The following is an 18,076-nucleotide window of genomic DNA, read 5'->3' on the forward strand; positions in this document are numbered from 1 at the left end:
TCAGGGGCGGTCTTCAGGATCCACCGCCGGATGCGCCCGGTCGAAGCGGCGCTCGGCTGCGCTGAGGTGCTGGATCAGCACATGCGAGACGACGTTGATGCCAATGCCGGCAAACAGCGCAGGCAGCACATAGAGCCCGATCGACAGCTCGGACAGGAAGACCGTGTCGTCGGTCAGCGATGGCGTGTGGCGGGCCAGGTTGCTGAGGCTTTGCAGCAGGTAGACGTCGATGCCGGCAATCAGCACCAGCGCCAGCCCGAAAACCAGCACCGCCAGCCGCGAAACGCTGCGCCGCAGCATCGCCAGGTAGATGCCCACGCCCGCCATCAGCGAGAACAGCACCAGCAACCAGAACCGCAGTTCGACGAAGACGGAGGACAGCATGGTCAGCCCTTGCTGTTGCGGCCCAGCGGCATCAGCAGCCGCAGGCCGCGCCATGCTGCCCACAGGAAGGCCAGCGGCAGCACCAGGGTCTGCAGCAGGAACACCGCGGCCAGGCGCACCAGGTGCTCGACGAGGCCCTCGGCCTGTGCCTTGATCTCGCCCAGCTGCCGCGCCAGCTCGGGCGCCTGGCCCAGCCATGCGCGGGCACGGTCGGTCCAGCCTTCGCCGGCCGTGGCGGGCGGCAGCTCGGGTGTCTTCACGGCGCTGATGCGGGCCTGGGCCTGCTCGTATTCGGGCGCGAGGAAGCCCTGGTAGACGGCCTCGCTGCCAAGCGCGGTCAGCGGCACCAGCAGGCGCAGGCACAGCAGGCCCAGCGCCGCGCCGGCCAGCAGTCGCGGCGGCGCGGCCGGGCGCCGCCAGGCCCAGGCCAGCCAGGCGAGCAGCAGCACGCTGAGGGCCAGGCACAGCGGCCAGGCGCTGAAGATCTGCTGCACCAGGCGCTGCAGCGCAAACGACAGCGTGGCGCCCAGCATCAGGGAGGAGAACTGCTCGACCAGTTCGTCCACCGGCGCCAGCACCGCGCCCGGATGGAACGAGCCGCCCACGCCGAGCACGGTGCCGGTGACCTCGACCTCGCGGGCGAGGCTGAGCGCGCCGTTGAGCAGGCGCGCGGCGGCAAAGGTGGTCAGCGCGCGCTTCCAGCCCTGGTCGGTGTAGCGCTCGGCGAGCTGGTCCATCGGCCGCAGCCAGACCAGCAGCAGCGCCAGGACCATGAAGGCTGTCAGACGCCACGGGCGGCGCTGGGCGCGGATGGCGGGCGTTGCAGGGTCCGGGGCAGTCGGCATGGCGTTGGCAGGGCGGAAAACTCGATGGTAGACCGGGCCTGCCAAACGCCTGTTGCCGTCAGCGCTGCAGTTGCGCCAGCGAGTTCAGGCTGGCGAGGGTGCGCAGGCAGGCCTGGGCGACTTCGGTGCCCTTCTTGGCGAAGTGGGCGTGGAAGAACTGGCGGTGCTCTTCGTGGTCGTGGAAGTCGCGCGGCGTGAGCACGGCCGAGAAGACCGGCACGCCGGTGTCCAGCTGCACGCGCATCAGTCCGTCGATGACGGCCGTGGTGACGAACTCGTGGCGGTAGATGCCGCCGTTGACCACCAGTGCGCAGGCGACGACCGCGTCGAAGCGGCCGCTGCGGGCCAGCGCTTGCGCATGCAGCGGAATCTCGAAGGCGCCGGGCACCTCGAACAGCTCGACCTGCGAGCGCGGCAGGCCTTGTCGCTCGAACTCGGCCAGCGCGGATTCGCGGGCCTGGCCGACGATGTCGGCATGCCAGCCGGCCGAGATGACCGCGACGCGGGTCGGCCCGGCGTTGGCTAGCGACGTGGAGAGGGAAGAAGCAGAAGCAGGCTGATTCATGGGAAACCTCGAAAATGAGGGGTTGGCCAGAATCAGGGCGCGCGCCACCACACGGCCTCCTAGCCCGGGACAACGCAGCGGCTGCCCAGGCCTGGCGGCCGGGATGTTGCGGTCTCTTTCATCCGGACTGTGACCGTCGGCTCTGGCATCGCACCAGATCTGCTGACCCTGCCGCCGTGAGGCCGCAGGCGCTCGCGGGCTCCCGCACTCGGGCCGGGAGGCCCTTGCGCGGATACCGCCGGTGGGGACTTTCACCCCGCCCTGAGAACGCACCGGCACGGCGGAAACCGCACCGAGCCGGGATTGTAGTGACGCGCCCGGCAATGTCAGTTGCGAGCGGGCGCAAAGCCCTGGCGCAGGCTGTCCAGGTGTTCGGCGAGCGTGATGTCCAGCTGCGTGGGCTGGTGGCCGGCGTCATGGGTGCAGAGCCAGACGCTGACGCTGCGCCAGCTGTTTTCCCAGCGTGGGTGGTGGTCCTGCGCCGAGATGAACGGCACCGCGGCGGCCATGAAGGCCATCGCGTCCTCGAAGGCCGCGAAGCGGTAGCTGCGGAACAGCTCGCGCGTGGCGGGGGACTCGGCGCTGGTGGCCGGCGTGTGCACCACCTCCCAGCCGGGCAGCTGGGCCAGCGCGGCATGCAGCTGGGCGGAGGTGAGGGCGGAGGGACGTACGGTCTTGGGCGCGGCAGCGGACATGGCAAGGCCTTTCACGGCAAGCCCTGGCAGTATTTCCCAGTGCGGCCGGCCCTGCCAGCCGTGCGGGGACTTTCAGCTGGTCAGCTCGGCGTGTTCGCGTCTGCACCAGGGCTGTTCGTCCGCGCTGAGCTGGGCGTAGGCCGAGAGGGCCAGCACGCGGGCTGCGGCATGGCCGTTGGCGTCGCCTGCGGCGCGCAGGGCCAGCGCGTGCACCGCGTGGCCGAAGAACAGCTCGAAGGCAGGCGCGGTTTCGCGTTCGCAAATCGTCACGCACTGCATCGCGCTGGCGGCCGCAGCCTCGGGCTGGCCGGCGGCCAGTTCACAGCGGGCGAGCTGGTAGTGGGCGCGTTCTTCTTCCAGCCAGCCACCGGCCAGGCGCCAGTAGGTCAGGCCGATGCGGGCCGCGCGCAGCATGGCCTCGGTTTCGGTGGCGCTGCGGCCGGAGTGGCCTTCGAGTGCGGCGGCCAGGTTGTTGCCGGCGACGGCCATCGCGCGCCAGCCGGGGCGGGCGGCGCTGGCATCTTCTTCCGGGCTGGCCTTGGCCTCGGCCTGCAGCGCGCCTTCCAGCGCCTGGATGGCCGCGGGCAGGTTCTCGCGGCCGGTGTGCATGGCGGCGACCTGGGCCAGCACGTTGACATGTTCGCTGACCGGCAGCGTGGCGAGTGCGTCGGCCGCTGGCTCGCCCGAAGCCACGCGCAACGCCGCCTGGCCGCGCAGCACCGCGAGCATGGCCGCAGGGTCTTGCGCGCACAGCGGCAACGCGCCCATGCGGTCCAGCAGCGCCAGGCCCGCCTGCCACGCGCCCAGGTGCTCGCCGTAGACATGCGTGGCCAGCCGCACCAGCGGGTTCACATCGGCCGGCACCTGCAGCAGTTCGAGCGCGCCGGGCAGGCGCTCGGCCACGGCCTGCGGTGCGTCGGCGTGTTCGTCCCAGGCGGTGCGGAGGAAGGCATCCAGTGTCATCGCGGAGCGTTTTCGTTTGGAAGGGGCGGCCCAAGGAAACGCCGGGCCGCCCCAAGTTTCCTTGATCCCCTCGGGGGACGGACCGGGCAAAGCCCGGACCTTGGGGTCGACATCAATATGGCTCGAAGTCCACGTTGTGGGCGCGCAAGGTGTTGACGATGAACTCGCGCCACACGCCGCTGGGCGCCCAGACCTTGGTGACGGAGGCATAGGCCACTTCCGGGTCTTCCTTGCCGGTGATCGCCCGGTGCAAAAAGACCATCGACGAGCCGCGCATGTTGACCTGGCAGTGCACCAGCACCTTGCGGTCGCCCGCTGCGGCCATGGCTTTTTCGAAATCCGCGAAGTCCTGCGCGCCGGGCTTGTTGAACTCGATCGGGATGTTGGTGAACTGCAGGCCCTGGCGGCGCACGATCTCGGCCTCGCCCTTGACCGCGTCGGACGAGGTGGGCGGCGCAAGGTAGATCACCGCGCCAAAGCCTTGCGCACCGAGCTTGCCCAGCGCGGCGGCGGTGGGCTGGCCGGCGCTGACCAGGCGCGGGGTGATGGGCACGACATTCGGCGCATCGAGTGACGGGGCGGCATCGGCGGCGGCAGCCGCGCCGGACAGGGCCGCGAGGCCGAGCGCGAGAAGCCAGGTGCGGCGGGGCGACGGGAATGAAGGGGGCATGCGGGTCTCGATCGCGGAGTCAATGAACGCCGGGCCAGGCTCAGGGGGCATGGGGCGACCGGCGCTGCGCATCGTACGGCGCAGGCGAGCCGGCCGCCATCCCTTGCGGCCGGCTCAGGCGCAAAGCTGCTTGGCCATGTTCAGCCCGGTGACGCCATAGCCCAGCGCCGCATACAAGGCCTGCGCGCCGCGGTTGAAGCCGAAGACGTGCAGGCCGATGCGGTCCCGCCCGTGGGCCTGCACCACCGCTTCCAGTGCCTTCAATGCCGCCTTGGCATGGCCGCGGCGGCGCGCTGGCGGCAGGATCATCAGATCGTAGACAAAGGCGCTGCGGCTGCTGCCGCGGTCTTCGATGGCCCACCACAACCAGCCGGCCAGCGGGCCGTTTTCGGTGGCGAGGATTTCGAGGAAGAAGTGGTCCGGCGTGGCCAGGCCTTGCGGCAGCAGCAGCGCGAAATCGGCCTGGGCTTGCGGCAGCGCCTGCTCCGGCGTGACGCGGCCGGCGCGCAGGTTCTGCTCGGCGTAGTTGGCAATCGCGGCTTCGCGGTAACTGGCGAAGTGCTCGGGCGGCAGCGGGCGCAGGCAGGTGGTGGCGATGCGTGGCGGGTCCTGCTCCTGCTGCAGCGTGGCGGCCATGTGGACTTTGGCGACAAAGCCGCCGGCCACCGAGACGGCCATCGGCTCGGTGCCAAACGGCACGAAGCCGCAGCGCCGGTAGAGCGCCTGCGCGGCCGCATTGCCCTCGCTGACGGTGAGCTGAACCTGGCGCACGCCCGGTCGCGCGCGGGCCTGGGCCAACACCGCCTCGACCAGCTGCCGGCCCAGGCCGCGCTGGCGGGCCGCGGCGGGCACGTACATGCCATACAGCGTGGCCTTGTGGCGGGTTTTCTCGCGCGCCTCGAAGGCCAGGCCGGCCACGCCTGCGAGCTGGCCGTCGACGAAGGCGCCGATGACGAGTTCACCTGGCGCGTCGCCTTGCGCCAGCCGGGCCTCCCACCAGCCCAGCGGCAATGCGGCACGCTCGGCGGCGGTCGACGTGAAGGCTTCGGGATGCAGCGTGTAGGCCTGCAGCATCAGCTGGCGATAGGCCGCGGCGTGCGCCGGCGCGAGGCGCTGCAGGACGGGCGTCATGCGGGCCTGGCGAGCTGGGGCAGCAGGGCCTTGGCGGCGTCGATGCGCAAGGCGAGCGGCACGCTGGCGTCGTTCATCACGGCCAGCAGGAACTGGCGGGGGTCTGTGCAGGCGACGGGCGGGCCGGCGAAGCCTGGGGATGCCGCCTGGGCCGTGGCCGGTGGGGCGTGCAGTTCAGCCATCGCCGAAACCAGTGCGGGCGGCGACACGCTTTGCATGCCGCGCAGCAACGTCAGCTGGCCTTCCTCGCCGGGCGGAATGTCCAGCCACGGCGCTTCGACAAAGACGGCCGCCAGGTCTTGCGACACAAAGGCGGACCACAGGCCGGTTTCGGCCTGCTCGGCGGGCACGGGGGCTGTGTGTTGCGGGTGGCTGGTGCCGGCTGCAGGCGCTGGCCACTGGTCCAGGCGCTGCGCCGGCACGCCGGGCAGGTAGCGGGCGCAAAGGCCTTGCAGCAGCGCGTGGGCCTGGTCGGCCGGCATCGGTTCGGCCAGCGAGAACCAGAGCTGGAAGGCATCGACCCCGGAGACCGCGATGGCCGGCGCGGGCCAGCCCAGGTCGGCCTGCACGCCGCGCCAGACCTGGGACAGCAGGCCCCAGTCGGCCGGCCGACCCAGCGCCAGCACCAGCGCGCGCACGCGGCCCTGCGGGTCCACCAGGTCGGCGGCGGTCGTGTTGCCTGCGGGCAGGGCGGACGGTTGCGGTGCGTAGAGGCGGAGGTATTCGGCTTGCAGGCGGTTCATGGTGGCGTCGGACGGGCGGTCACGTCGGGTTGAGAGCGGCTTCGGCGTTTTGGCGGGATGTGCACATGTTGCATCTTGTCCCTTCGCTTGCGTTTCTCGCGGCGGCTCGACCGGTCGCAGTCGCCGCAGCCATCGCAGCAGCCGCTGAGGTCGCAGCAGTCACCGAGGTCCAGCGGGCACTTGCCAGGCGCAGGCAAAACCCTTGTGCGGGGAAATGAAGCGCTGGTAGCCGCGGATGGCTGCGAGCGCGGCCAAGCGTGGCCAGGACTGCATTCGGGTGGTCAGCACATTGAGAGGTGGGCGCAAAAAGTGTAGTGCAGCCGGATGGCTTCGATGAGCGAAGTGCCCACGGGCTCGCATTCGGGAGACGGGCCGAAGTGTTGGGCCGGGAGAGGCAGGTTCGGGCCGCGGTACAGGGTTGTCGGCGCGACGGCTGGCAGGCCGGGCCGGAGTCGAAGGACAATCCGGGCCATGAACAAGGCTATGACATGGCTGCCCGCCGAAGGGCGGCCCGAACAGTTGATGGTGCTGTTGCACGGCGTGGGCAGCAGCGCGGCCGGCATGGCGCCGCTGGCGCGGCTGGTGCAGAAGGAGTTCCCGCAGGCGGCCATCGTCGCGCCGGATGGCTTCTCGCCGTTCGACGGCGACCCAAGCGGCCAGGCGCGGCAGTGGTTCTCGGTCCAGGGCGTGACCGAGGAGAACCGCGCGACGCGTGTGGCCGAGGTGGTGCCGGCGCTGGCCGCCTGGGTGCACGCGATGCAGCAGGAAACCGGCGTGGGCCCGGCCGCGACGGCGCTGTGGGGCTTTTCGCAGGGCAGCATCATGGCGCTCTCGCTGGTGCAGGCGCATGACGGCATTGCCGGCCGGGTGCTGGCCTTTGCCGGCCGCTACCCGGCGCTGCCGGACGTGGCGCCGCAGCACACCACGCTGCACTTCTTCCATGGCAGCGCCGACGCGGTGATTCCCGAGGCCTACGCCCGCGCCGCCATGGAGCGCCTGGGCGAGCTGCATGGTGATGCGACCATCGACATCGCCGAAGGCGTGGGCCACGAAATCAACGGCCACCTGCTGCAGTGCGCCATCCTGCGCCTGCGCAGCCACATTCCGCACCGCTCCTGGGCCGCGGCGATGGGCGTGGTGCCGGGCCTCGCCGGCCGCCTGCCTGCCGAAGACCAGGAAGACTGAGCGAGCGCTGCGCCTGATGCTGTTCCTGCTTTCCCCCGCCAAGTCCCTGGACTACGAAACCCCCGTGCCGGCCCCGGTGCTCGCACGCGCCACGCGGCCGCTGTTCGTCGCCGAGGCGGCCGCGCTCATCGCGGTGCTGAAGACGCAAACGGTGTCGGACATTGCCGGGCTGATGGACCTGTCCGAGCCGCTGGCCGAGCTGAATGCGAAACGCTACGCAGCCTGGTCGAACCGCTTCACCGCGCACAACAGCAAGCCGGCGGTGCTCGCTTTCAACGGGGACGTCTACGAAGGCCTGAAGGCGACCACGCTGAGCGAGGACCAGCTGGACTGGGCGCAGCAGCATGTGGTGATCCTCTCCGGCCTGTATGGCGTGCTGCGGCCGCTGGACCGGCTGCAGCCTTACCGGCTGGAAATGGGCACGCGGCTGGCCACCGCCGAGGCGAACGATCTCTACGGCTACTGGGGCGACACGCTCGCCCGCTACCTGAACACCCAGCAGGCGCGCGACAAGGCGCCGGTGATCGTGAACCTGGCCTCGCAGGAGTACTTCCGCGCCGCGCGCCGCAAGGTCTTGAAGGCACGTGTGGTGGACTGCGTGTTCGAGGACTGGAAAAACGGCGAGTACAAGATCATCAGCTTCTTTGCCAAGCGCGCGCGCGGGCTGATGGCGCGCTACGCGATCGAACACGAACTGCAACAGGTCGAACCGCTCGCGGCCTTCGACGCCGAGGGCTATCGCTTCGACGCCCAGGATTCCGAGCCGGACCGCCTGGTCTTCCGTCGCCGCGTGGAAGCCTGAAACCGGAGTGCGGCGCCGGGCGCTGGCGCCCGGCCGCGAGGCAATGACAAAATCGCCGGCATGAACGTGCAGCAGACCATCACCCCTGAACTGCGCGCCTGGATCGTGGCCCAGGCGCAAGCCGGCTGCCAGCCGGCCGATGTGCTGAACGCGATGCGCGCCAGCGGCTGGGACGAGCAGGTCGCCATGGCGGCATTGGAAGACACCCTGGAGGCCCACCTCGGCCGGCCGGCAGTGGAGGCGCTGCAACAGCGCCTGGCGCCTGGCGCGGTGGCCGCGCAGCTGGCCCAGCCGCAGCGCCTGCCCGAGCCGGCGTTGGAAGCCGGCGCCACCATGCTGCAGTTGCCGGACCGCAAGGTCGAGGTGCTGGCGCAGATGGCGCTGCCGCGCGTGGTGGTGCTGGGCGGCTTCCTGTCACACGAAGAGTGCGACGCGCTGGTGGCGCTGGCCAACCCGCGGCTGTCGCGCTCGGAAACCGTGGTCAACGCGACCGGCGGCAGCGAGGTCAACAGTGCCCGCACCAGCGACGGCATGTTCTTCGGCCGCGGCGAACACGCGCTGTGTGCCCGCATCGAGCAGCGCATTGCGGACCTGCTGCGCTGGCCGGTGATCAATGGCGAAGGCCTGCAGGTGTTGCGCTACCGTCCCGGCGCCCAGTACCTGCCGCACCACGACTATTTCGACCCGGCCCAGCCCGGCGCGCCGACCATCCTGTCGCGCGGCGGCCAGCGCCTGGGCACCTTGCTGATGTACCTGAACACGCCCGAGCGCGGCGGCTCGACGACCTTCCCCGACGTCGGGCTGGAGGTCGCCCCGATCAAGGGCAACGCGGTGTTCTTCAGCTATTCCCGGCCCAGCCCGGCCACCCGCACGCTGCACGGCGGCGCGCCGGTGCTGGCCGGCGAAAAGTGGGTCGCGACCAAGTGGCTGCGCGAGGGCGAATTCCACTGAGAGGCTGAGCAGCGCTCAGCCTCCGGGTCGTTTGGGCCTCAGTCCCCGGCCAGCGGTGCGCAGGCCACGCCGCCCGCTTCGCTGCTGACGCTGGCCAGCGCCGCCTCGGCAGCTTGCAGCAGCGGCAGCAGCTGGTCGCCATGCGACGGGAACCAGGCCACGCCAATGCGGGCGCTCAGCGGAATGCGGGCCACGCCCACGTTGACTGGCGCCGAGAGGGCTTGCGCGATCTTGTTGGCGACCAGCGTGGCCTCGTCGGCGTGGTGCAGGTCGACCAGCATCGCGGCGAACTGGCCGCCGTCCAGCCGCACCGCCGTGTCGGTCTTGCGCAGCTCGAAGTGCAGCCGGCTGGCGGTGGCCCGCAGCACATCGTCGCCGACGCTGTGGCCATGGGTTTCGCACAGGGCCTCGAAGCCGGTCAACTCGACCAGCATGAAGGCGACCACGCTGTGCTGGCGGGCGGCGCGCTGGATGGCCATTTCAGCCCGGTCCGGCAGCACCGCGCGGGTCGGCAGGCCGGTCAGGCTGTCATGGTGGGTCAGCTGCAGCCGGGCTTCGTCGTCATCGCGCTGCGCGGGTTCGACGGCAATCAGGCCGACCACGCTGCCCTGGTGGTCGCGCAGCGTACCGAGTGCCAGGCGGGTGGGCTGGGGCGAGCCGTCCTTGTGGCGCAGCACCCATTCGTGTTCGTCGGTGAAGCCGCGCTGCAGGCGGGCGCTGAGCACGCTGGCGTCGGCCGGGATGCGCTCGCCGAGTTCGCGCGAGAGCTGTGCGGCGCGCACTTCCAGCTCTTCGAGTGCCATCAGGTTGCCGGCCAGCTCGCGGCCGCTCAACTCCTCGCGGCCCCTGCCCAGGCGCTCGGCGCCGGCCGGGTTGAGCCAGCGTATTCGGCCGTCCAGGTCCAGCCCCAGCACCAGGCCGGGATAAGAATCCAGCAGCAGTCGCTGCACTTCACCGAGTTCCAGCCAGGTGCGGGACTGCGGGTCGAAGGAGGGGGGGCGGCGGTCCATGGGGCCAGTTTCCACCGAGCCGCGAGCGCCGACAAGCGGCACCCGCGTGGCGGAAGGGTTGGCCGCTCTATCGTTTTCCCTGGGGAGGCTGGGTCAGAAGCTGCTCCAGTCGCTGTCGCCTGCCGTGGCGGCCGGTGCTGGGGCCGCGCGAGGCACGCTGGCCGGCTTCGGCTTCGGGGCATGCGAGCTGACCGGCCTGGGGGCGGCCGAGGTGCTTGCCGCCTTGGCGGCCTTGCGCAGCGCCGCGGCGGCGGGGGCAGTGGCCGCTGTGCCGGCCTGGCCCTTGAGGCGGAACACGCCCACCGAATCGGCGACTTCGCCGGCTCGCCCGTTCAGCGTGCTGGCCGACGCGGCGATTTCCTCGACGAGCGCTGCGTTCTTCTGTGTCATCGTGTCCATCTCGGCCACGGCCTGGTTGATCTGGCCGACACCCAGCATCTGCTCGCTCATGCCGTGGCTGATCTGCTCGATGAAGTGGTGCACCCGGTCCACGGCGGCCTGGGCCTTGTCCATCGCGGCGCGGGCGCTGTCGGTCTGCTGGCTGCCGGCGGCGACCTGCTCGACCGAGGCCTGGATCAGCCCGCGGATCTCGCGCGCTGCCGAGGAGCTGCGCTGTGCCAGCGCCCGCACCTCGCCGGCCACCACGGCAAAGCCGCGGCCCTGCTCGCCGGCACGGGCGGCCTCTACGGCGGCGTTCAGCGCCAGGATGTTGGTCTGGAAGGCGATGCTGTCGATGACCTGGATGATCTCGCTGATCTTGCCGGAGGCTTCGCTGATGCCCTGCATGGTGCTGGCCAGCGCCTGCACCGCACGGCGGCTTTCCTCGGCCACCGCGCGGGCGCTGCCGGCCTGCTGCGTGGCCTGCGCGGCCATGTCGGTGCTCTGGCGCAGCGTGCTGGTGATCTCTTCCATCGACGAGGCCGTTTCTTCCAGGCTGCTGGCCTGGGCCTCGGTGCGTGAGGACAGGTCTTGGTTGCCCTCGGCGATGACCTGGGTGTCCTGGCGGATCTGCATCATGCCGGTGCGGGCGTCTCCCACCACCGACATCAGGTTGACGTTCAGCTGCGCCAGCGCCCGTGTGAAGCGGCCGATCTCGTCGTTGCGATCGCTGGAGAATTCCTGCGTCAGGTCGCAGCCGGCCATGCGGTTGGCATTGCCGATCAGCGCTTCGAGCGGCTGCAGCGTCATGCGGCGCAGCGTCCAGCCGCTCAGGAAGATGGCGGGCAGCACCATGGACAGCGTGCCCCAGCTGCCGACCTTCTGGCCCAGCTCGCCGGCCAGCAGGCCCCAGAGGCCCATGGCCGCACAGATCAGCCACATGCGGCCGGCCAGGCCGGGCCGCAGCGCGCGTTGCAGCCGGGCCAGCGGGCGCAGGTCATGCAGCACCCCCTTTTCAAGCCGCAGCCGCGGCTTGGCCTGGCTTGCGTCCTCGCGCATGCGCTGGTAGAGCGCCTCTGCATCCGCCACCTGCTGGCGGCTGGGCCGGGTGCGCACCGACATGAAGCCGCTGGGTTGGCCGCGCTCATCCATCAGCGGCGTGACGTTGGCCATCACCCAGTAGTGGTCACCATCGGCGCGCCGGTTCTTGACCATGGCCGACCACGGCTGGCCGCCTTTCAGCGTGGCCCACATGTCGCGGAAAGCCTCGGCCGGCATGTCCGGGTGGCGGATCATGTTGTGCGGCTGGCCGATCAGTGCCTGGTGCGCGAAACCGCTGACCGTGACGAAGGCCGCATTGCAGTAGAGGATGCGGCCCTGCGTGTCGGTGCACGACACCAGGGTCTCGCCCTCGGGCAGCGGATATTCCTTCTGGGTGACGGGAAGGTTGGTGCGCATGGGCCGGTTTTTCTTTGGAAGTGCCGAGGCGGCGAAGGCGTCCGAACGGCTGGACGCAGGCGGCATGCAATGGCCAGCAGTCGCCGACATCGCATGCCGACATTGGATGAGCCTTCTTCGGGCCTGGATTGGCCGAAGTGAGGGGCAAACCCGGCCGATTCGCCGGCGGCCGACCGCGGCTTGATCCAGATCAAAAAAAAGACACCCGAAGGTGTCTTTGTTGGTCCTGGATCGGCGGGTGATCAGCGACCGCCGCCGCGGCGCGGACCGCCGTTACCACTGCCTGCACTGCCGCCGCCGCTCGGGCCACCACGCCCGCCACCGTTGCCGCCACCGGGGCCACGGCCACCACCACCGCCGCCAGCGCCCGGACGGGCGGAGCCGGAGCCGGCACGCGCGGCCGGGCGGCCATCACGACCACCGCCGAAACCACCACCACCACCGCCGCCACCGCTGCGGCCACCTCGGCCACCGCCACCCCCGGCGCCCACGCCGATCGTCATGCGGCGACCCAGCACGATGGGCTCGGCCTTTTCATTCGGATCCGGTGCGAAGCCGGGCACGATTTCCTTCGGGATGCTGCGCTTGATCAGCTTCTCGATGTCGCGCAGGAACGAGTCCTCGTCGACACAGACCAGCGACACGGCTTCGCCCTGCGCGCCGGCACGGCCGGTGCGGCCGATGCGGTGCACATAGTCTTCCGGCACGTTGGGCAGCTCGAAGTTGACGACGTGCGGGAGCTGGTCGATGTCGATGCCGCGGGCGGCGATGTCGGTTGCCACCAGCACCTGCAGGTCGCCGCTCTTGAAGTCGGCCAGCGCCTTGGTGCGGGCACCCTGGCTCTTGTTGCCGTGGATCGCCATCGCGCTGATCTCTTCCTTGTTCAGGAACTCGACCAGGCGGTTGGCGCCGTGCTTCATGCGGGTGAAGACCAGCACCTGGTGCCAGTTGCCGCTGCGGATCAGGTGCGCCAGCAGTTCCTTCTTGCGCTCGCGGCCGACCGGGTGGATCTTTTGCGAGATCGTCTCGGCGGTCTGGTTGCGGCGGGCGACCTCGATCAGCGCCGGCTGGTTCAGCAGGCGGTCGGCCAGGGCCTTGATGTCGTCGCTGAAGGTGGCCGAGAAGAGCAGGCTCTGCTTGGCCTTGGGCAGCATCGCGAGCACCTTCTTGATGTCGTGGATGAAGCCCATGTCCAGCATGCGGTCGGCTTCGTCGAGGACGAAGATTTCGACGTGCGACAGGTCCAGCGTGCCTTGCTGTGCATGGTCCAGCAGGCGGCCGGGCGTGGCCACCAGGATGTCCACGCCCTTGCGCAGGCGCTCGATCTGCGGGCCCATGCCGACGCCGCCGAACATGACCATGCTGGTCAGCGGCAGGTACTTGCCGTACAGGCGCACGCTTTCCTCGACCTGGGCGGCGAGTTCGCGGGTGGGGGTGAGGATCAGCGCGCGGATCGCGACGCGGCCCTTGGCGTCGCGCTTGGTGCCCAGCGCCGCCAGGCGGTGCAGCATGGGCAGCGTGAAGCCGGCCGTCTTGCCGGTGCCGGTCTGGGCGCCAGCGAGCAGGTCACCGCCCAGGAGGACGGCAGGAATGGCCTGCGCTTGAATGGGGGTGGGTTGTGTGTAGCCTTGTTCGTGCACGGCACGCACAAGCGGTTCGGCCAGGCCGAGGGTGTCAAAGGTCATGCAGACTCAGTTGGGGAGCGTGTCGCCGGCCCATTTGCCGCCGGGAGGGGGCACCAGCCAGGGGCCCGGCGTGGGGGGAGAGGGTGAAGCGCCGGGAGGCGATCACCGATGTCAGGAGCGACAAGCAGGCATCAGAGCTGGACTCGAAGCTGCTGAGTACAGTGTACCAGTCAGGGGATTGCCCCGCCGCATTGGGCATGCTTTGAATAGAGGGTGTTCACCGGTGCGGTTACATTTCGCCGCTGGCTCCGGACAGCGGCCGTGGATCCGGGCACTTGCAGCGCCTGTGGCGGGCGCTTCGGCCACCCTTTCTAGGAACGAAGTTGCGCGGTCTTTCTCACATGCTTGGCACCTGGCAGGCTGCTCGCGGCGAAGTCCAGGCGATGTTTTCGCCCGAGCCCGCGGCGGCCGAGCTGCGCGCTCGCCATCTGGCCATCGTCACCCGGCTGTCGCCGGCCGTGATGCTGGCCAACGCACTCTGCGGCCTGTTGGTGACGGGCGCGTTGCTGGGCTCGCTGCCGCGGGCCTGGCCGCTCGGCACCTGGCTGCTGCTGTTGTTGGCCAGCTGCGGCTGGGCGGGCTGGCGCGCCTGGCGGCTGCGCGGCGCGATGGCACCGGCCAGCGTGTCGCCGCGTGCGCTGTGGCATGCCACCGGCCACGCGGCCTGGCTGGCGCTGCTGTGGTCGGTGGTTTCCGCGCTGTGGTACCCGGCGGTGCCGGTGGGCCAGCAGCTGGTGATTGCGATGCTGGTCTGCGGCATGCTCGGCGCCGGGGCCTTCCTGCTGGCGCCGCTGCTGCCTGCCAGCCTGGCCTGGCTGGGCGTGCTGGCGCTGGGCGCACTGGTGGGCCTGCTGCGCCAGGGCGGCGGCCCGGCGCTGACGGTGGCCGGGATGCTCTGCGTCTACGCGGCGGTGGTGTTGGCAGGGGTGCGCTCGATGGCGCGGCAACTGCAGGCGCGCATCAATTCCGAACGCGAGGCGGCCCGCCAGGGCCAGCTTGTCAGCCTGTTGCTGCGCGATTTCGAGGAGCATGCGACCGACGTGCTGTGGGAGATCGACCGCAGCGGCCTGTTCACCCATGTTTCCGGCCGGCTGGCGCTGCTGCTGGGCGAGCCGGAAGATGTGCTGGCCGAGACCGGGCTGGTGCAGATGCTGGACGAGCGCAACGTCGACACCGAACATGCCGGCGGCCTGCGCGCGCTGCGCGCGGCGATGACCCGCGGCAAGCCCTTCCGGGACGTGCTGCTGCAGGTCAAGGCCGGCGACAACCACCGCTGGTGGACGGTGACCGCCAAGCCGCTGCTCGACGAGATCGGCCGCTCGAACGGCTGGCGCGGCGTGATTTCCGATGTCACGCAGCAGCGCCTGACGCACCAGCGCCTGGCCTATCTGGCGCACTACGATTCGCTGACCGGCCTGGCCAATCGGGTGCAGCTGCGCGAGCGCCTGTCGCAGGCGCTGGAAGCCAGGGGCGACCCGCCGCGGCGCAGTGCGCTGCTGTGCCTGGACCTGGACAACTTCAAGTCCATCAACGACTCGCTGGGCCATTCGGTGGGCGACGGCGTGCTGCGCCTGGTGGCGCAGCGGCTGCAGTCCATCGTGCGCCGCAGCGACCTGGTGGCGCGGCTGGGCGGTGACGAGTTTTCGGTGCTGCTGGACGATGTGCGCAGCGACGAGGAAGTGGGCCAGCTGTCGCAGCGCCTGCTGCAGGTGCTGAATTCGCCGGGCGAGGTGCGCGGGCAGATGGTGGCGATTGGCGCCAGCATTGGCGTCGCGTTGATCCCCGACCACGGCACGACCATCGATGAAGTGCTGGGCAATGCCGACCTGGCGCTGTACGCCGCCAAGGAAGCCGGGCGCGGCCGTTGCGAGTATTTCGCGCCGGCCCTGGGCGAGCGCAGCCGGCGCGTGGTGTCGGTCGAGCATGAATTGCGGCAGGCGCTGCAGCGCGGCGAGTTGAGCCTGGATTGGCAGCCGTGGGTGCGGGTGGACACCTGGGAGCTGCTCAGTGCCGAGGCGCTGGTGCGCTGGCATCATCCGACGCTGGGGTCCATCCCGCCGGCCGAGTTCATCCCGGTGGCGGAGAAATGCGGGCTGATCGGCGAGATCGGCGCCTGGGTGCTGCAGCGGGCCTGCCAGGAGGCGCAGGCGCTGTTCGGCAACCTGATGATCTCGGTCAATGTCTCACCGGCCCAGATGATGCGCACCGGGCTGCTGGACGACGTGCGGCGCGCGCTGCAGGTGTCCGGCCTGGCGGCCGAGCGCCTGGAGATCGAGATCACCGAAGGCATCTTCCTGGACGACACGCCGACGGCGATGTCCAACCTGCACCAGCTGAAGTCGCTGGGCGTGCAGATTGCGCTGGACGACTTCGGCACCGGCTATTCCTCGCTGGCCTACCTGCGCCGCTTCCCGTTCGACACGCTGAAGATCGACCGCGCCTTCGTGCGGGAGCTGTTGACCCACCACGACGCCCGCGCCATCGTGCGCACCATCGTCGAGCTGGCGCGCATGCTGGGCATGCGAACCGTGGCCGAAGGGGTCGAGGAGCCGGCCCAGCTCGAAGTGTTGCGGCGCGCGGGCTGCAGCTCGGTGCAGGGCTACCTGCTGGCCCGGCCGGCACCGGCGGAGCAGATGCGCCGGCTGATGGACAGCTGGGACCCGGCCAGCCGGCCCGATCCGGGCGACCTGCCGGCCAGCGAGTCAATGCAGTTCGAGCAGTTCCTTCCGCAATGGCCGAACTCGCCGGAGCGGGCCAGCTGAGCCGGCGTTGAACCGCCACTGTCAGCTGCAGCGATAATCGAGGTTTGCTGCACCGCATTGCCATGCGCCGCCCCGGCGGCCAGGACTGCAGCACACCATCCTTTCCGCCACTCCCCGCCGGCGCTGTCGGCCCCGGGAGATGGCTCCGCCCTTCCAGCAAGGGCCGTCATCGGGACCGCAAATGGCGCAATACGTCTTTACCATGAACCGCGTCGGCAAGATCGTGCCGCCGAAGCGTCACATCCTGAAGGACATCTCGCTGTCCTTCTTCCCCGGCGCCAAGATCGGCGTGCTGGGCCTGAACGGCTCGGGCAAGTCCACGCTGCTGAAGATCATGGCCGGGCTGGACAAGGACATCGAAGGCGAAGCCGTGCCGATGCCCGGCCTGAAGATCGGATACCTGCCGCAGGAGCCGGTGATGAATCCGGACCAGACCGTGCGTGAAGCGGTCGAAGAGGGCATTGGCGGCGCCATCGCGGCGCAGAAGCGCCTGGACGAGGTCTACGCTGCCTACGGCGAAGAAAACGCCGACTTCGACGCGCTGGCCGCCGAACAGGCCGAGCTGGAAGCCATCATCGCCACCTCGGGCGGCGAGAACACCGACCACCTGCTGGACATTGCCGCCGACGCGTTGCGCCTGCCGCCCTGGGACGCCAGGATCGGCCCGCTGTCCGGTGGCGAAAAGCGCCGCGTGGCGCTGTGCCGCCTGCTGCTGTCCAAGCCCGACATGCTGCTGCTCGACGAGCCGACCAACCACCTGGACGCTGAATCGGTGGACTGGCTGGAACAGTTCCTCAAGCGCTTTGGCGGCACCGTCGTGGCCATCACCCACGATCGCTACTTCCTCGACAACGCGGCCGAGTGGATCCTCGAACTCGACCGAGGCCAGGGCTTCCCGTACAAGGGCAACTATTCCGACTGGCTGGACGGCAAGGGCAAGCGCCTGGAAGCCGAACAGAAGTCCGAAGACGCGCGCGCCAAGGCCTTGAAGCAGGAACTGGAATGGGTGCGCAAGAACGCCAAGGGCCGCCAGGCCAAGAGCAAGGCGCGCCTGGCCCGTTTCGAGGAACTGAGCGACGTCGAATACCAGAAGCGCAACGAGACCAACGAAATCTTCATTCCCGTGGCCGAGCGCCTGGGCAATGAAGTCATCGAGTTCACCAATGTCTCGAAGAGCTTTGGCGACCGCGTGCTGATCGACAACCTGAGCTTCAAGGTGCCAGCGGGCGCCATCGTCGGCATCATCGGCCCGAACGGCGCCGGCAAGTCCACGCTGTTCCGCATGATCCAGGGCGTCGAGCAGCCGGATTCGGGCGAGGTGAAGACCGGCAAGACCGCGCAGCTGGCTTTCGTGGACCAGAGCCGCGAAGGCCTGGCCGCGGACAAGACGGTGTGGCAGGACGTGTCCGGCGGCCTGGACAACATCATCGTCGGCAAGTTCGTGATGCCCAGCCGTGCCTACCTGGGGCGCTTCAACTTCAAGGGCAATGACCAGCAGAAGCTGGTGGGCAGCCTCTCCGGCGGTGAACGCGGCCGCCTGCACCTGGCCAAGACCCTGGCCCAGGGCGGCAACGTGCTGATGCTGGACGAACCGTCGAACGACCTGGACGTCGAAACCCTGCGGGCGCTGGAAGACGCGCTGCTGGAATTCGCCGGCTCGGCCATGATCATCAGCCACGATCGCTGGTTCCTGGATCGCATCTGCACCCACATCCTGGCCTGCGAAGGCGACTCGCAGTGGTTCTTCTTCGACGGCAACTACCAGGAGTACGAAGCTGACAAGAAAAAGCGCCTGGGCGAAGAAGGCGCCAAGCCGCACCGCCTGCGCTTCAAGGCGCTCAAGTAAGGC

Annotated in this window: 16 protein-coding genes and 1 riboswitch; of the genes, 5 read left to right on the forward strand and 11 right to left on the reverse strand. The window is 69.8% G+C overall.

Features of this window, described 5'->3' with window-relative positions; translation table 11 throughout:
* The 8 genes from ACAH41_RS24040 to ACAH41_RS24075 all read right to left on the reverse strand — a co-directional run bounded on the left by ACAH41_RS24040 (nt 1) and on the right by ACAH41_RS24075 (nt 5,996).
* Nucleotides 1–384: a hypothetical protein gene (locus ACAH41_RS24040; RefSeq protein WP_325648237.1), complete on the reverse strand. Its 384-nt coding sequence runs from the start codon at nt 382–384 to the stop codon at nt 1–3.
* 2 nt (nt 385–386) lie between these two features.
* Nucleotides 387–1,229: a hypothetical protein gene (locus ACAH41_RS24045; protein ID WP_325648236.1), complete on the reverse strand. Its 843-nt coding sequence runs from the start codon at nt 1,227–1,229 to the stop codon at nt 387–389.
* 58 nt (nt 1,230–1,287) lie between these two features.
* Nucleotides 1,288–1,794, reverse strand: a complete 507-nt coding sequence (locus ACAH41_RS24050) for a 6,7-dimethyl-8-ribityllumazine synthase (RefSeq protein WP_325648235.1) — start codon at nt 1,792–1,794, stop codon at nt 1,288–1,290.
* 106 nt (nt 1,795–1,900) lie between these two features.
* Nucleotides 1,901–2,067: riboswitch (FMN riboswitch) on the reverse strand.
* Nucleotides 2,068–2,120: 53 nt separating this feature from the next.
* On the reverse strand, nt 2,121–2,489 hold the full coding sequence (locus tag ACAH41_RS24055; RefSeq protein ID WP_325648234.1) for a 4a-hydroxytetrahydrobiopterin dehydratase: 369 nt from the start codon (nt 2,487–2,489) through the stop codon (nt 2,121–2,123).
* A gap of 72 nt (nt 2,490–2,561) precedes the next feature.
* Entirely contained in the window at nt 2,562–3,452 is an 891-nt protein-coding gene (locus ACAH41_RS24060; RefSeq protein ID WP_325648233.1) for a hypothetical protein, read from the reverse strand.
* A gap of 112 nt (nt 3,453–3,564) precedes the next feature.
* Nucleotides 3,565–4,122, reverse strand: coding sequence for a protein tyrosine phosphatase family protein (locus ACAH41_RS24065; RefSeq protein WP_325648232.1), 558 nt, complete (start codon nt 4,120–4,122; stop codon nt 3,565–3,567).
* Nucleotides 4,123–4,236: 114 nt separating this feature from the next.
* Nucleotides 4,237–5,253 (reverse strand): GNAT family N-acetyltransferase, encoded by a 1,017-nt coding sequence (locus ACAH41_RS24070; RefSeq protein ID WP_325648231.1) that lies wholly within the window; start codon nt 5,251–5,253, stop codon nt 4,237–4,239.
* On the reverse strand, nt 5,250–5,996 hold the full coding sequence (locus ACAH41_RS24075) for a hypothetical protein (RefSeq protein ID WP_325648230.1): 747 nt from the start codon (nt 5,994–5,996) through the stop codon (nt 5,250–5,252). Before ACAH41_RS24075 ends, ACAH41_RS24070 begins: the two co-directional genes overlap by 4 nt.
* A 471-nt stretch (nt 5,997–6,467) precedes the next feature.
* Here ACAH41_RS24075 and ypfH point away from each other — a divergent pair, with 471 nt between their 5' ends.
* Genes ypfH through ACAH41_RS24090 form a run of 3 tightly spaced genes read left to right on the forward strand, consistent with a single transcriptional unit; the run spans nt 6,468 to nt 8,934 of the window.
* Nucleotides 6,468–7,181, forward strand: coding sequence for an esterase (gene ypfH / locus ACAH41_RS24080; protein ID WP_370538568.1), 714 nt, complete (start codon nt 6,468–6,470; stop codon nt 7,179–7,181).
* Nucleotides 7,182–7,197: 16 nt separating this feature from the next.
* A complete protein-coding gene (yaaA, locus tag ACAH41_RS24085) occupies nt 7,198–7,983 on the forward strand; it encodes a peroxide stress protein YaaA (RefSeq protein WP_325648228.1) in 786 nt (261 codons plus the stop codon).
* Nucleotides 7,984–8,043: 60 nt separating this feature from the next.
* Complete coding sequence (locus ACAH41_RS24090) at nt 8,044–8,934, forward strand: 2OG-Fe(II) oxygenase (RefSeq protein WP_325648227.1); 891 nt, start codon at nt 8,044–8,046, stop codon at nt 8,932–8,934.
* A gap of 38 nt (nt 8,935–8,972) precedes the next feature.
* Here the strand turns inward: ACAH41_RS24090 and ACAH41_RS24095 are convergent, their stop codons facing one another.
* From ACAH41_RS24095 to ACAH41_RS24105, 3 genes are all read right to left on the reverse strand, one after another.
* Nucleotides 8,973–9,944 (reverse strand): diguanylate cyclase domain-containing protein, encoded by a 972-nt coding sequence (locus tag ACAH41_RS24095; RefSeq protein WP_325648226.1) that lies wholly within the window; start codon nt 9,942–9,944, stop codon nt 8,973–8,975.
* Between the two features lie 93 nt (nt 9,945–10,037).
* Nucleotides 10,038–11,780 (reverse strand): methyl-accepting chemotaxis protein, encoded by a 1,743-nt coding sequence (locus ACAH41_RS24100; protein ID WP_325648225.1) that lies wholly within the window; start codon nt 11,778–11,780, stop codon nt 10,038–10,040.
* A gap of 242 nt (nt 11,781–12,022) precedes the next feature.
* Nucleotides 12,023–13,465: a DEAD/DEAH box helicase gene (locus tag ACAH41_RS24105; protein ID WP_325648224.1), complete on the reverse strand. Its 1,443-nt coding sequence runs from the start codon at nt 13,463–13,465 to the stop codon at nt 12,023–12,025.
* A 341-nt stretch (nt 13,466–13,806) separates the two neighbouring features.
* Here ACAH41_RS24105 and ACAH41_RS24110 point away from each other — a divergent pair, with 341 nt between their 5' ends.
* Together ACAH41_RS24110 and ettA are read left to right on the forward strand one after the other, a co-directional pair.
* Nucleotides 13,807–16,227: an EAL domain-containing protein gene (locus tag ACAH41_RS24110; protein WP_325648223.1), complete on the forward strand. Its 2,421-nt coding sequence runs from the start codon at nt 13,807–13,809 to the stop codon at nt 16,225–16,227.
* Nucleotides 16,228–16,408: 181 nt separating this feature from the next.
* Nucleotides 16,409–18,073 carry an energy-dependent translational throttle protein EttA gene (gene ettA / locus ACAH41_RS24115; protein ID WP_325648222.1) on the forward strand — a complete coding sequence of 555 codons (1,665 nt, stop codon included), beginning with the start codon at nt 16,409–16,411 and terminating at the stop codon, nt 18,071–18,073.
* Nucleotides 18,074–18,076: the final 3 nt, after the last annotated feature.

Origin of the sequence: Ideonella sp. (assembly GCF_041287625.1) — a bacterium.
GTDB lineage: Bacteria > Pseudomonadota > Gammaproteobacteria > Burkholderiales > Burkholderiaceae_C > Ideonella.